A 12,782-nucleotide genomic window follows, 5' to 3' on the forward strand; every position below is an offset into this window, starting at 1 on the left:
CCGCTGCGCCCACCCCCGCCGCAGTCTGACCCCGTCTCACCCAGGAAGAGAGAAACCCCATGCTTCGCTCGCTCTACTCCGGAATCTCCGGTCTCCGCTCGCACCAGACCATGCTCGACGTCACGGGCAACAACATCGCCAACGTCAACACGGCAGGGTTCAAGGGCTCGTCCGTGCTGTTCCAGGACTCGCTGTCCCAGCTCATCGGCAACCCGGGTATCCCCGACGACGAGGTCGGAGGTCGCAACCCCGCCCAGGTCGGTCTGGGCGTGCAGGTCGCCGGCGTGCGCACCAACTTCGCTCAGGGCTCGGCCCAGGCGACGGGCCGCGGTGGCGACCTGATGATCTCGGGCGACGGCTTCTTCGCCGTCCGAGCCGGTGGAGAGACCCTCTACACGCGGGCGGGCGGCTTCTCGTTCGACCCCACCGGCAAGATGGTGACCGCCGACGGCTCGATCGTGCAGGGCTGGTCGGCGCAGGACGGCGTGGTGAACACGGGGCAGGCGACGGGCAACATCGTGCTGCCGCTCGAGGCGGTGTCACCTGCGAAGGCGACGACCTCGGCGACGGTCACCGGCAACCTGCCCTCGACCGCCGCGGTCGGTGACGAGCTGGTGCGCGACGTGACCGTCTACGACGCCCAGGGCACGCCGTCGACCCTCAGCCTGACCTTCACGAAGACGGCGGCCGGATGGGACGTGACCGAGCCGACCAGCGGCGCAACGGGGGCGCTGACCTTCACCGACGGCAAGCAGGCCGGCGCAGGCCTCACGCTCGCAGCCGGCGCCGTCAGCGTCGACCTGGGTGCGGTCACGGGCTACGCGAACATGTCGACGGTGGCCGTGACGGAGCAGGACGGATCGGCTGCCGGCACGTTGAAGTCCTACAGCATCACCGGCGACGGATCCATCGTCGGCACATTCAGCAACGGTGCGACGCAGACGCTGGGCAAGATAGCCATGGCGACGTTCGCGAACCCCGAGGGGCTGGAGAAGGCGGGCGGCACGGCCTACCGCGCATCCGTGAACTCCGGAGCTGTGCGCATCGGGGAGCCGGGCCAGGCCGGCTTCGGCAACCTCGTCTCGGGTGCGCTGGAGATGAGCAACGTCGACCTCTCGCAGGAGTTCACCAACCTCATCGTCGCCCAGCGCGGGTTCCAGGCCAACGCGCGCATCATCACCACGAGCGACGAGGTCCTGCAGGAGCTCACGCAGCTCAAGCGCTGATCGCCTGCGCCGACTCGGTCGGACACGCGCGACGAGGCCCGCCCCTGGTTACCGGGGGCGGGCCTCGTCGCGATAGTCGGAGCAGACTTCCCCCTCTCATCCGAAGCCCGGAGAACCCCCGATGATCATCGTCACCCGCCTCGACCGCACCCGGTTCGCGGTGAACCCCGACCTGATCGAACGCATCCACGCCTCGCCGGACACCACTCTGCACATGGTCGACGGTCATGTGTACGTGGTCGAGGAGGATCTCGACGCCCTGATCGATCTGATCGTCGCGTACCGGGCGCGCGTGCTCGGCGCTGCCCAGGCACTGACCTCGCAGACGGGGGCATGACGGTGGATCCCGCATTCATCATCGGGGTGATCCTGGCGTTCGGCGCGCTGGTGGCGATGATCACGATGGAGGGGGCGAGCTTCGAGGCTCTGCTCATTCCGGCGCCGATGATCCTCGTGCTCGGCTCGACGATCGGCGTCGGCATCGCCAGCCACACCCTCCGCGACACGATCCTCGCTGTGAAGAGCCTCGGGCGCATGGTCAGGGGCCCGAAGATGACGCCGGAGGCGGTCATCCCCTTCCTCGTGGGGTATGCCGAGAAGGCCAGGGGCGAAGGTCTGCTGGCACTGGAGCAGGAGCTCGACTCGGCACCCGATGCATTCACCCGACAGGCGCTGCAGGCTCTCGCCGACGGAACGGATGCCGAGGATCTGCGCACGGTCATGGACGACGAGATCGCCGCGACATCGTCGCGCAACCGCGTGGCGTCGAAGTTCTTCGGCTCGCTGGGCGGATATGCGCCCACGATCGGGATCGTCGGCACCGTCGTCTCGCTGACCCACGTGCTCGAGAAGCTCGACGAACCCGACCACCTCGGGCCGATGATCGCTGCGGCCTTCGTCGCCACGCTCTGGGGTCTGCTCTCGGCCAACTTCATCTGGAACCCGATCGCCGGTCGCCTCGGACGGATCGGAGCCGTCGAGCTCGAGCGGATGACCCTGGTCTCGGAGGGCATGCTCGCCATCCAGGCCGGAAGCGCACCGCACCTGCTCCAGGAGCGCCTCGAGGCGCTGTCGACCGTGAAGCCCAAGGCCGCCAAGAAGAAGCGCGAGCCCGAACGGGCAGAGGGCGTGCAATGAGCACAGCCCGTCGAGCTCGCGGTCGCGGGCATGAGGATGACTCGCACGATGAGCCGGACGAGCGCTGGGCCGTCTCGTACGCCGACATGGTCACGGTTCTGATGTGCCTGTTCATCGTGCTCTTCGCCGTGTCGAACGTCGACAAGACGAAGTTCGAACTGCTCGCGAACAGCCTCGCCACGGGCTTCGGGCAGGAGAGCACCGAGGGCGGTGCCGACACGGCCGAGGGCGTGATCGTGCCGCCTGAACTGCAGGACGATGACGGGGTGGTCGACCTCGCGGCGCGGGCCGAGATCGAGTTCGAGTCGCTCGAGGGACTGCGCGATCGCATGAGCACCTCGCTGGCGGCACAGGGCCTGCAGGACACGGTGCAGTTCGTCATCGACGACCGGGGGCTCCAGGTGGGGCTGGTCGGCGCAGAGACGTTCTTCGCCGACAACAGCACCGACCTCTCGGCGAAGGCGGACGCCGTGCTCGACACGATCGGAGACGTGCTCGTCACGGTCGACAACCAGGTGAGTGTCGAGGGGCACGCCGACCACCGCGTCTCCGCCGCACCCTTCGCCACCAACTGGGAGCTCTCCGGCGGGCGCGCGACCCAGGTGGCGCGGTTCCTCGTCGAGCACGAAGGCGTCGGAGGACCCCGTGTGAAGGCGACGGCGTTCTCGGACACCCGACCCATCGTGCCGGGCGACACCCCTCAGGCGCTGGCCAGCAACAGACGCGTCGACATCATCGTCGAATCGAACGAAGAAGAGCAGGTGAGAGCGCTGATACCCGCTCTTGCGGCTGCTGCGAACAACTGAGCTCACGTGAACACCACCGTCGAGGAGACCGTCATGACCGCATCCGCCTTGCTCGATGACCCCGCCCTGCGCCATCCGGCATACGATTTCGGACGCCCCGCCCAGCTCGGACGCGAGAGCACCCGCCATCTCGAAGCGGCCTTCGAGTCGTTCGCCCGGCTGTGGTCGTCCCAGCTCACGGCGAAGATCCGCGTGCGCGCGCACCTCGCACTCGAGACCGTCGAGCTCGTGTCGTACGAGGAGTACGCCGACACCCTGCCCGGGACGACGGCCATGGTCGCCGGCTCGTTCGCCGACCGCGACGAGCCGTGCGTCGTGCAGTTCGGCCTCGACAGCGCCCTGCTGTGGGTGGTGCAGATGATGGGCGGCAGGAGCACATCGCTTCCCGAAGCCCGCACCTTCACGCCGATCGAGCTCGCCCTCGTCCGCAACCTGATGGAGGGCACCTTCGAGCACCTCCACGCCAGCCTCGGCGCCCTGCTCCCTGGTGCACCGCGCTTCACCGCGGTGCACTACAACCCCCAGTACATGCAGGTCATCTCCGCGACGGCGGCGGTGATCGTCGCCCGATACACCATGCGTCTCGGCGATTCCGAGTCGACCGCGACGGTGATGCTGCCGGCGACCGCGGTCGTCGACCGCCTCGCGGCCACGGGATCGGACGCGGCATCGGCGCATTCGACGGATCAGACCCTGGAGCAGGTGCGCAGCACGCCGTTGGAGCTGACGCTGCGCCTCGCGCCCATCACGATCGGCACCGGAGAGATCCTCGATCTCGCACCGGGCGACCTGCTGCGCCTGCCTCACCCCGAGACCCGGCCGTACGAGCTCATGGCCGGGCAGACCCGGATAGCTCTCGCGACACCGGGCAGCAGAGGCTCGCGCCTCACCTGCAAGATCACGACCACCCATGAGGAGACCCACTGATGAGCACCTTCCACGAGACCGCCATCGCCGCGGCGATCGCCGGCAAGCTGCCGTTCGGCTACCCCGTGATCCCCGCACCGTCCACCGACCCCGGCGCGTCGGGCGACGCGGTGGTCGTCACCTTCACGGGCAGCCCCGGGGCCCGCATCGCGATCCAGGTCGTCGACCCGTCGCAGCTCGAGGACGGCTCCAAGAACGCTCAGCTGGCCGATCGCCTGCACCCGATCTTCGAGGCGGCCGCCGCCGTGCTCGGCAGCGGCTCGCTCGGCGACGGAGCCGTGGTCGACGCCGCCGAGGTCTTCACCGACTCCGGGACCCAGGTGTTCGACATGGTCGACGCCGACGGCAGCGTCGTGGCGCGTGCATCCGTGCGCATCGACGGAGCCAGGGCGGCATCCGCGTCGGGTCCGCAGCGGCTCAACCGCATCGCGGGGGTCGAGATGGAGCTCGTGGTCGAGATCGGGCGCACGCGGATGCCGGTGCGCGACGTGCTCTCGCTCGAGCCGGGCCGTGTGGTCGAGCTCGACCGCGCCGCCGGGTCTCCCGCCGACATCAAGCTCAACGGCCGACTGATCGGGCACGGCACGGTCGTCGTCGCCGAGGGCGACTTCGCGATCCGCGTCGAGCGCATCCTCGACAGCGCCGAGACGGTCTGAGCGTGGACGACATCCTCGTCGCGCTCCGTGCGATCGTCGCGCTGGGAGCGGTGCTCGGGCTGCTGCTCTTCCTGAGCCGCCGCCTGCAGAAGTCGCAGGCGAAGGGCATGAGTCCGCTGGCTGGGCTGATGCCGAAGAAGCTCGCCAAGCTGACCGAGCTCGTGCCGACGCGGCCCGCCGCGGCGCCGCGTGCGCGCCCGGAGAAGATCACCGTGGTGGCGAGGTCGGGCATCGGCGGCAAGGCCCAGCTCGTCGTGGCGGAGTTCGGCGGCATCCGCTACGTGCTCGGCGTGACGGAGCACGGGATCAACGTCGTCGACACCCAGGAGGCTCCTCCTCTCGAGCAGGAGGAGGTCGTCTCCTCGGACGTACGATCCGCCTCCGTCGAGATGCCCGATGACATCGTGGACCGCGCGCTGCGCTCGGTCGCCTGATACGCGGTCAGCGCATCGGTCGACGCGGTTACGTGCACCTCGTGATGTCGCGATAGTCGACTGCGAGCACGGATCGCTCGACCCCCTGGCTACGGATCGGCCACGCCACCCATCTTCGGAGTGCCGCCGTGCCCGCATCCGCCGCAGTCGCCGCGCCGCCGTCTGCGCGCGCACCGCGAGTGCCTCGCCGCCCGTGGGTGCTGCTCGCCGCGGTGCTCGTCGTCGTGACCGCACTCGTGCTGCTGCAGGCCACAGGGGCGCACGCAGCGGCGATGCACGTCCCGACTCAGGTCGGTGACGGCGAGGGCGACGGTGTGACGATCAACGGCATCAACGGGGCGCCGTCCGACAGCATCATGACGTTGCTGGGCATCACCGTGCTCAGCGTCGCTCCGGCGCTGCTGCTGATGATGTCGAGCTTCACCAAGATCTTCGTCGTGCTGGCCCTCACCCGGAACGCGCTCTCGCTGCCGTCGATCCCGCCGAACCAGGTGCTGGCCGGTCTCAGCCTGTTCCTGACGCTGTTCATCATGTGGCCGGTGCTCACCGACATCAACACCGTCGCCGTCGCGCCGTTCACCGACGGCCAGATCGACTTCGGCAGGGCGTTCGATCTCGCCCAGGAGCCCTTGCGGCAGTGGATGCTCTCGTACACGCGCGAAGAGGACATCGCGCTGATGCATCGCGCAGCGCAGATGGAGAACCCCACCGACGCCGCGAGCATCCCGCTGCAGACGCTCGTCCCGGCCTTCATGATCAGCGAACTGCGCGCGGCGTTCCTGATCGGGTTCATCATCTTCGTGCCGTTCCTCGTCATCGACCTGGTGGTCGCGAGCGCACTCATGTCGATGGGCATGATGATGCTGCCGCCCGTCATGATCTCGTTGCCGTTCAAGATCCTCCTGTTCCTGCTCATCGACGGATGGGGCATGGTCATCACCGCGCTCGTCCAGTCCTACAACGGGGGTGGCGGGTGAACCCCGAAGCGGTCATCGACATCGGTCAGGCGGCGCTCATCGTCGGTGCGAAGCTCTGCGCGCCCCTGCTCATCACCGCCCTGGTGGTGGGCTTCGCGATCTCGCTGCTGCAGTCCATCACCCAGGTGCAGGAGATGACGATCTCGTTCGTGCCGAAGCTCGTCGCCGTCGGCATCGCGCTCCTCGTCACGGGGCACTGGATGATCGCCGAGATGATCGCGTTCACGAACGAGATGTTCGCGCGGATACCGTCGCTGCTGAACGGCGGCTGATGAACATCCCGATCGATTTCACCTGGCTGGAGGCGACCTCGCTCGCCTGCGTGCGGATCACGGCATTCCTGGTCCTCGCCCCGCCGTTCAGTCACGGCACGATCCCGATGCGGATCCGCGCGATGCTCGGCGTCGGTCTCGCTCTCGCCGTGTCGCCGGTCGTGACCGCAGGATATGAGCGCCTCGACACCGGGGCCTTCATGCTCGCACTGGCAGGGCAGGCCCTCACGGGGGCGCTCCTCGGCTTCCTCGTGATGGTGCTCTTCAGCGCGATCCAGGGCGCCGGCCACCTCGTCGACACCTTCGGCGGGTTCCAGCTGGCTCAGGCCTTCGATCCCGGCATGGCGATCAACGGCGCACAGTTCACCCGACTGTTCCAGATGACCGCGATCATGCTGCTGTTCGCCTCCGACGGATACCAGCTCGTGCTCGGCGGTCTGTTCCGATCGTTCGACGCGGTGCCGGTCACCGGCATGATCGATCTCGCCAAGCCCGCCGAGGCGCTCGTCGGCGCTGCGGGACAGATGATGCTCAGCGCGGTGCAGATCGCGGGACCGCTGCTCATCGTGCTCTTCCTCGCCGACGTCGGACTCGGTCTGGTCAGCCGCGTCGCGCCCGCCCTGAACGCCTTCGCGATGGGCTTCCCGATCAAGATCGGTCTCACCCTCCTGCTCGTCGGATTCGTCTACGCGGCGCTCCCGAGCGTGGTCGCCGTGATCGCCGAGGAGGCTGCGCGACTGCTCCTGGGGGTGACCCGATGAGCGAGACCGACACCGGCGAACGCACCGAGAAGGCGACCGAGCGTCGCCTGAAGGAAGCGAGGAAGAAGGGCCAGATCGGCCGCAGCCAGGACTTCACGGCCTGGGTCTGCATCGCCGCCGCGGCCGTCATGATGGTGCCGACGATCGCCTCGGGCACGCAGGTGGTCACCGAGCTGTTCCTCGCCGTGACGCCCGTCGCGATGAACCCCACCGACGGCGCCGCCATGGATGTGCTGAGCTCGGCCATCACCTCGCTCGGTGGCATCCTGCTCCCGATGCTGGTGGTGGTGCTGCTCGCCACCACGGCCACCGCGGTCGCGCAGGGCGGCATCCACCTGCGCGGGGTGACCATGCGCACCGAGCAGTTCAACATCGTGTCGGGCGTCAAGCGCGTCTTCGGCCGGCAGGCGCTCTGGGAGGGCGCCAAGGCGCTGCTGAAGACCGTGGCCATCGGGCTCGCACTGTGGATCGTCGTCTCGGGTCTCGTCCCGGTACTGATGGCCAGCGGCAGCCACAACATCACCTGGCTGCTCGAGCAGGCGGCCGGGGGAGCGGTCGCGCTGCTGCAGGTCGCCGTGGCGGTGGGCATCCTGCTCGCAGCGATCGATGTGGCGGTGGTCATGCGGCGCAACCGCAAGCACACGCACATGACGAAGAACGAAGCCAAGGACGAGCACAAGAAGACCGAGGGCGACCCGCTCGTGCGCTCCCAGCGCCGCTCGCGGCAGCTCGCCATGAGCCGCAACAGGATGATCGCCGCGGTGGGCGACAGCGACGTCGTGCTCGTGAACCCCACGCACGTGGCGGTGGCGCTGCGCTACGAGCCGGGCAAGTCGGCGCCACGGGTCGTGGCGAAGGGCGCGGGGATCGTCGCGCAGAAGATCCGCGAGAAGGCGGAGGAGAACGGCGTGCCGATGATCAGGGACATCCCTCTCGCACGCGCGCTGCACTCGGCCTGCGAGATCGGGCGGGAGATCCCCGAAGAGCTCTACACCGCGGTCGCCCAGGTGCTCGCCTTCATCGAGCACCTCAAACGTCGAGGCTCGGCCAGGGGAACGCACACGATGCCCTTCGCCAGCACCAGGGACCGCGGCCTGTGAGTCCGGCCGCGAGCACATCAGAACGAGCAGAGAGAATCAGAAGGCGAGACGCATGATCGGTCAGCTGTTGTCCAAGGGGGCTGTTCCCGTCGGTGTGGTGGGGATCATCCTCCTGCTCATCGTGCCCATCCCGACCGGTCTGCTCGACGTGCTCATCGTCCTGAACATCTCGTTCGCGCTGCTGATCCTCCTGACCGCGATGTTCGTGAAGAAGCCTTTGGACTTCTCGGTGTTCCCGAGTCTGCTGCTCGTCGCGACCCTCTTCCGGCTCGGCCTCAACGTCGCGTCGACCCGCCTCGTGCTCAGCGAGGCCCACGCGGGTCAGGTGATCCAGGCGTTCGGTCAGATCACCATCAGCGGCTCACTCGTGATCGGTGCCGTGATCTTCCTCATCCTCACCGTCATCCAGTTCGTCGTGGTCACCAAGGGTGCCGAGCGCGTCGCCGAGGTGGGCGCGCGCTTCACGCTCGACGCCATGCCGGGCAAGCAGATGGCGATCGACGCCGACCTGAACGCCGGTCTGATCACGGATGACGAGGCGCGCAGGCGACGCGCAGAGGTCGCCGCGGAGGCCGACTTCTACGGTGCGATGGACGGTGCGTCGAAGTTCGTCAAGGGAGATGCGATCGCGGGCATCGTGATCGTGGTCATCAACTTCGTCGGCGGCATCATCATCGGCATGGTGCAGCACGGGATGGAGGTCGGCGAGGCGCTCGAGACCTACAGCATCCTCACCATCGGCGATGGGCTGGTGACCCAGATCCCCGCCCTGCTCATGGCGGTGTCGACCGGCATGATCGTCACGCGTGAGAACGCGGAGGCCGAGATGGGTCAGGCCGCCGGCCGTCAGCTCATGCAGTCCCGCAACGCCCTGGTGATCACCGGACTCGCCGCCATCGCCATGGGGTTCATCCCCGGGATGCCGCTCGTGATCTTCCTGGCGATCGGAGCGGTCCTGCTGTTCGCGGCATCCCGCGTGAAGGCGAACGAGGACCGCGATGCCGCACGTGAAGCGGATGCCCTGCAGCAGGAGGCCGTCGAGGCCGGCAGCGAGGGCCCGGAGGACCTCATGGACCGGATGCGCGTGCACGCCCTCGAGATCTCGCTGTCTCCCGACATCGTCGATCTCGCCTCAGGGGGAGCGGGAGATCTGCTCACCCGGGTGAAGTCCCTCCGCCGCAAGCTCGCCCTCGACATCGGCATCCTCATGCCGCCGGTGCGCACGCGGGACAACATCGAGCTGCCCGCGCAGACGTACTCGATCCTCATCGCCGGGGTCGAGGCCGGACGCGGGTCGGTTCCTCGGGGCCACGTTCTCGCGATCGGCACGGGACTCGAGCAGCTTCCGGGCACGGCCGTGGTCGACCCGGTGTTCGGTCTCGAGGGCAAGTGGGTGCCCGCCGAGATGTCGCACGCCGCCGACATGGCCGGCGCGACGGTGATCGATCGGGCGAGCGTCATCATCACCCACCTCTCCGACATCGTGCAGAGCCAGGCCGACCGCCTGCTCTCCCTCGAAGACGTCCGTCAGCTGACCGAGCACCTTAAGCAGTCCAGCCCTGCGACGGTCGAGGAGCTCACCCCGGCCGTGCTGTCGCTCGCCGCGATCCAGCGCGTGCTGGCGGGGCTCCTCTCCGAGCGGGTGCCGATCAACGACCTGGCGCGCATCTACGAGGCGCTCGCGCTCCGAGGCAAGACGTCGACGGAGACGGCGGGTCTCATCGACGCGGCCAGGGCGGCGCTCGGGCCGGCGATCGCCTCGCGCTTCGCCGAGGACGGACGCATCCGGGTCGTCATGTTCGAGCCGATCCTCGAGCAGCAGATGCTCGAGGGCATGCGCGTCGTCGACGGTCACCCGCAGATCGTGCTGACGCCGGAGGCGACGATGCAGGTGCTCGAGAACGTGCGCCGCACTGTCGCCGAACTCGACCAGGTCGGTCCGGAGCCGGTTCTCGTCTGCGCGCCGTCGCTGCGACAGGCGGTGCGTCGGATGGTGTCATCGCAGGTCAGCGGCCTTCCGGTGCTCTCCTACGACGAGGCTGCGGCGGGCGGTCTCGCGACCGACGTGGTCGGCGTCGTCCGCATGACGCAGTCGGCTCTTCCCAGCGGCGCGTTGTAGCGTTCGATTCTGCTCATTTATGAGTTGAGTGCGATACGTTTGTGAGCAGAGGGCGCACCGGCGCTCACGCCATGGAAGGCAGACGACGCATGCTGGTACTGACGAGACGCGCCAACGAGAGCATCGTGATCGGCGACGACATCACCGTCACGATCCTCGCCGTGACGCCGAGCGGTGTCCGTGTCGGCATCGACGCCCCTCGCGACAAGCGCATCAACCGCGCCGAGATCGTCATCGCCGTGAGCGATGCGAATCAGGAGGCCGTGCAGACCTCCTCCGACGACTCCGCCGAATCGCTCATTCTCGGCGCCCTGGGCAGAACCACCCCTGCTCCATGATCGGACGCTCGGAGTGTCATCTCCGGGACTCCGAGTTACTGCGTCGAGCGTTGTCGCGATAGTCGTTCATGTGACGGGCGATCCCGTCATGGAAACCGCGACATGACGAGGTGACGAATCGTGGCCGCTCACGACCTGAGCATGCAACTGATGCGAGAGCGCGATCTGCTGGAGGTGCTGCTGTTCAAGCTCGACGAGCAGCAGATGCTGCTCGCGACCGGACGCAACCGGTGGATCCACCATGCGGCGAACGAGATCGAGCGGGTCCTCGCGGCCATGCCGACCGTCGCACTGTCGCGCGACACGCTGGTCATCGCGGTGGCTGATGAGTGGGGCGTGCCCGAGGCGACGACGCTCCGCGATCTGATCGAGGCTGCGCCGACCGACGCGTGGCGCGAGATCCTGTCGGGTCATCTCGAGGCCATGACCACTCTGGCCGACGAGATCGGCGACATGAAGAAGGTCAACGAGCAGCGTCTGCGCACGGCGATCCGGGTGACGCAGGAGACGATCGCCGGCCTCGGGGTGCCGACCGGCGAGTACGACACGCACGGCGACGTCGTCCGCGGCGCGGACGCCCGACTTCTCGACACCAGGGTCTGAGGTAACCATGTCTTCCTTCGCAGGGCTCCGCCTCGCAGAATCCGCGCTCTCGGCCGCACGCGCGGGGATGACCGTCACGGGTCAGAACATCGCCAACCAGACGACTCCGGGCTACACGCGCCAGCGGGTGGAGCAGACCTCGCTCTCGGCGCCGGGGCAGACGGGGCTCTGGCCATCCGGCATCGCCATCGGCGGGGGAGTGGGCGTGACCGGGATCGCGAGGCTCGGCGACGACATCCTCGATGCCCGTGTGCGCGACGCGCTGTCGACCTCCGGCTTCTGGTCGGCTCGTGCGACGGCAGCGAGCCGCGCAGAGGACGTGCTGGCCGAACCCACGAAGGACGGTCTCGCGGCGAACCTCAACAGGTTCTGGTCGGGCTGGTCCGACCTCGCCAACACGCCGGATCCGGCAGCGGCGCAGGTCGTGCTCTCGAATGCCGACGTGCTCATCGGACAGATCGCGGAGGGCTACCAGACCATTGCGGGGCAGTGGAACGACCTGCGCAGTCAGGTCGACGGTCAGCTCGCCGACGTCAACGCCGCTGCGAGCCAGGTGGCCACTCTCAACGGGCAGATCAGGGAGGCGCTGCAATCGGGGCGCAACGCCAACGAGCTCATGGATCAGCGCAGCGTCCTCGCCCAGCAGCTCTCGTCGGCCGTCGGTGCGAAGGGCATCGTCGAGCCGGACGGCACACTGACTCTTCGCGTCGACGGCAATGCACTCGTGTCGGGCGACAGCAGCCGAGCGCTCGTCGCGAGCGGACCGCGTGACATCGCGGACGCAGGTCGGATCACCGTCTCATGGGCGGATCGACCGAACCTCGCGGTGCCGATCACGGGTGGCGTCGTCGGCGGCACGATCAGCGCTCTGGCCCCCGCGTCCGACGGGGGGACGCTCGCCGGTGTCGCGGCCGCCTACAACGAGACGGCGACCGCGCTCGCGACCGCCGTGAACGACGTGCACCGCACCGGCGTCACCTCGTCGGGGGCGGCCGGAGGCGACTTCTTCGCGCTCGACGGTTCGGGTCCGGCGGCGCTGGGACTCCGTGTCGTCCCGACGGGACTCGATCAGCTGGCACTGGCAGCGCCGGGTGCGGGCGCGAAGGACACCACCATCGCCGACCGCATCAGTGCGCTGGGGACATCTGCGGCGGGGCCCAGCAAGACGTGGTCGACGTTCGTCACCGGGTTCGCAGTCGCCGTCGCCGGGGATCTGCAGCGCGCGGACATCGCCGATATGGGCGCGGTCGCGGCGGTCACCGCGCAGCAGTCGAACGCCTCGGTGGACGGCGACGAGGAGACGATCAACCTCCTGACCTACCAGACCGCATACCAGGCGGCGGCTCGCGTTCTGACGGCCGTCGACGAGGCACTGGATCTGTTGATCAACCGCACCGGCCTCGTCGGCCGCTGACTCTGGGGAGAG

The 12,782-nt window shown here is 68.3% G+C and carries 15 protein-coding genes; all 15 read left to right on the plus strand.

The genetic code is table 11. From position 1 onward, the window contains the following. The first annotated feature begins 59 nt into the window (after positions 1–59). The 15 genes from LQZ85_RS15890 (at position 60) to flgK (ending at position 12,770) form a co-directional block, all read left to right on the plus strand. A complete protein-coding gene (locus LQZ85_RS15890) occupies positions 60–1,226 on the plus strand; it encodes a flagellar hook protein FlgE (protein ID WP_053096332.1) in 1,167 nt (388 codons plus the stop codon). A gap of 121 nt (positions 1,227–1,347) precedes the next feature. Next, positions 1,348–1,563, plus strand: a complete 216-nt coding sequence (locus LQZ85_RS15895) for a flagellar FlbD family protein (RefSeq protein ID WP_042541095.1) — start codon at positions 1,348–1,350, stop codon at positions 1,561–1,563. A 2-nt stretch (positions 1,564–1,565) separates the two neighbouring features. Beyond that, positions 1,566–2,363 carry a MotA/TolQ/ExbB proton channel family protein gene (locus tag LQZ85_RS15900; protein ID WP_056278831.1) on the plus strand — a complete coding sequence of 266 codons (798 nt, stop codon included), beginning with the start codon at positions 1,566–1,568 and terminating at the stop codon, positions 2,361–2,363. Then, positions 2,360–3,169 (plus strand): flagellar motor protein MotB, encoded by an 810-nt coding sequence (locus LQZ85_RS15905; protein ID WP_053096330.1) that lies wholly within the window; start codon positions 2,360–2,362, stop codon positions 3,167–3,169. Before LQZ85_RS15900 ends, LQZ85_RS15905 begins: the two co-directional genes overlap by 4 nt. A 33-nt stretch (positions 3,170–3,202) precedes the next feature. After that, positions 3,203–4,096, plus strand: coding sequence for a flagellar motor switch protein FliM (locus LQZ85_RS15910; protein WP_157538193.1), 894 nt, complete (start codon positions 3,203–3,205; stop codon positions 4,094–4,096). Then, a complete protein-coding gene (locus LQZ85_RS15915; protein WP_056278829.1) occupies positions 4,096–4,752 on the plus strand; it encodes a FliM/FliN family flagellar motor switch protein in 657 nt (218 codons plus the stop codon). Before LQZ85_RS15910 ends, LQZ85_RS15915 begins: the two co-directional genes overlap by 1 nt. 2 nt (positions 4,753–4,754) lie before the next feature. Further along, positions 4,755–5,186, plus strand: a complete 432-nt coding sequence (locus LQZ85_RS15920) for a flagellar biosynthetic protein FliO (protein WP_056278828.1) — start codon at positions 4,755–4,757, stop codon at positions 5,184–5,186. A 128-nt stretch (positions 5,187–5,314) separates the two neighbouring features. Beyond that, on the plus strand, positions 5,315–6,163 hold the full coding sequence (fliP, locus tag LQZ85_RS15925; protein ID WP_230101203.1) for a flagellar type III secretion system pore protein FliP: 849 nt from the start codon (positions 5,315–5,317) through the stop codon (positions 6,161–6,163). Continuing rightward, positions 6,160–6,435 (plus strand): flagellar biosynthesis protein FliQ, encoded by a 276-nt coding sequence (fliQ, locus tag LQZ85_RS15930; protein WP_042541106.1) that lies wholly within the window; start codon positions 6,160–6,162, stop codon positions 6,433–6,435. Before fliP ends, fliQ begins: the two co-directional genes overlap by 4 nt. After that, entirely contained in the window at positions 6,435–7,196 is a 762-nt protein-coding gene (locus LQZ85_RS15935; protein WP_042541108.1) for a flagellar biosynthetic protein FliR, read from the plus strand. Before fliQ ends, LQZ85_RS15935 begins: the two co-directional genes overlap by 1 nt. Next, positions 7,193–8,296, plus strand: a complete 1,104-nt coding sequence (locus LQZ85_RS15940; RefSeq protein ID WP_056278827.1) for an EscU/YscU/HrcU family type III secretion system export apparatus switch protein — start codon at positions 7,193–7,195, stop codon at positions 8,294–8,296. Before LQZ85_RS15935 ends, LQZ85_RS15940 begins: the two co-directional genes overlap by 4 nt. Positions 8,297–8,348: 52 nt before the next feature. Beyond that, positions 8,349–10,415, plus strand: coding sequence for a flagellar biosynthesis protein FlhA (locus LQZ85_RS15945; RefSeq protein WP_056278826.1), 2,067 nt, complete (start codon positions 8,349–8,351; stop codon positions 10,413–10,415). Between the two features lie 89 nt (positions 10,416–10,504). Next, on the plus strand, positions 10,505–10,753 hold the full coding sequence (csrA, locus tag LQZ85_RS15950) for a carbon storage regulator CsrA (RefSeq protein WP_053096324.1): 249 nt from the start codon (positions 10,505–10,507) through the stop codon (positions 10,751–10,753). 120 nt (positions 10,754–10,873) lie between these two features. Continuing rightward, on the plus strand, positions 10,874–11,356 hold the full coding sequence (flgN, locus tag LQZ85_RS15955; RefSeq protein ID WP_053096323.1) for a flagellar export chaperone FlgN: 483 nt from the start codon (positions 10,874–10,876) through the stop codon (positions 11,354–11,356). Positions 11,357–11,363: 7 nt separating this feature from the next. Continuing rightward, positions 11,364–12,770, plus strand: a complete 1,407-nt coding sequence (flgK, locus tag LQZ85_RS15960; protein WP_056278825.1) for a flagellar hook-associated protein FlgK — start codon at positions 11,364–11,366, stop codon at positions 12,768–12,770. The last annotated feature ends 12 nt before the right edge of the window (positions 12,771–12,782 follow it).

Origin of the sequence: Microbacterium sp. Bi98, assembly GCF_918698045.1 — a bacterium.
GTDB lineage: Bacteria > Actinomycetota > Actinomycetes > Actinomycetales > Microbacteriaceae > Microbacterium.

Bases quoted from the DNA above. Each gene is read 5' to 3' on its own strand.
- LQZ85_RS15890 (WP_053096332.1), top strand. From the start codon at position 60: ATGCTTCGCTCGCTCTACTCCGGAATCTCCGGTCTCCGCTCGCACCAG.
- LQZ85_RS15895 (WP_042541095.1), top strand. From the start codon at position 1,348: ATGATCATCGTCACCCGCCTCGACCGCACCCGGTTCGCGGTGAACCCC.
- LQZ85_RS15905 (WP_053096330.1), top strand. From the start codon at position 2,360: ATGAGCACAGCCCGTCGAGCTCGCGGTCGCGGGCATGAGGATGACTCG.
- LQZ85_RS15910 (WP_157538193.1), top strand. From the start codon at position 3,203: ATGACCGCATCCGCCTTGCTCGATGACCCCGCCCTGCGCCATCCGGCA.
- LQZ85_RS15915 (WP_056278829.1), top strand. From the start codon at position 4,096: ATGAGCACCTTCCACGAGACCGCCATCGCCGCGGCGATCGCCGGCAAG.
- LQZ85_RS15935 (WP_042541108.1), top strand. From the start codon at position 6,435: ATGAACATCCCGATCGATTTCACCTGGCTGGAGGCGACCTCGCTCGCC.
- LQZ85_RS15940 (WP_056278827.1), top strand. From the start codon at position 7,193: ATGAGCGAGACCGACACCGGCGAACGCACCGAGAAGGCGACCGAGCGT.
- LQZ85_RS15945 (WP_056278826.1), top strand. From the start codon at position 8,349: ATGATCGGTCAGCTGTTGTCCAAGGGGGCTGTTCCCGTCGGTGTGGTG.
- csrA (WP_053096324.1), top strand. From the start codon at position 10,505: ATGCTGGTACTGACGAGACGCGCCAACGAGAGCATCGTGATCGGCGAC.
- flgK (WP_056278825.1), top strand. From the start codon at position 11,364: ATGTCTTCCTTCGCAGGGCTCCGCCTCGCAGAATCCGCGCTCTCGGCC.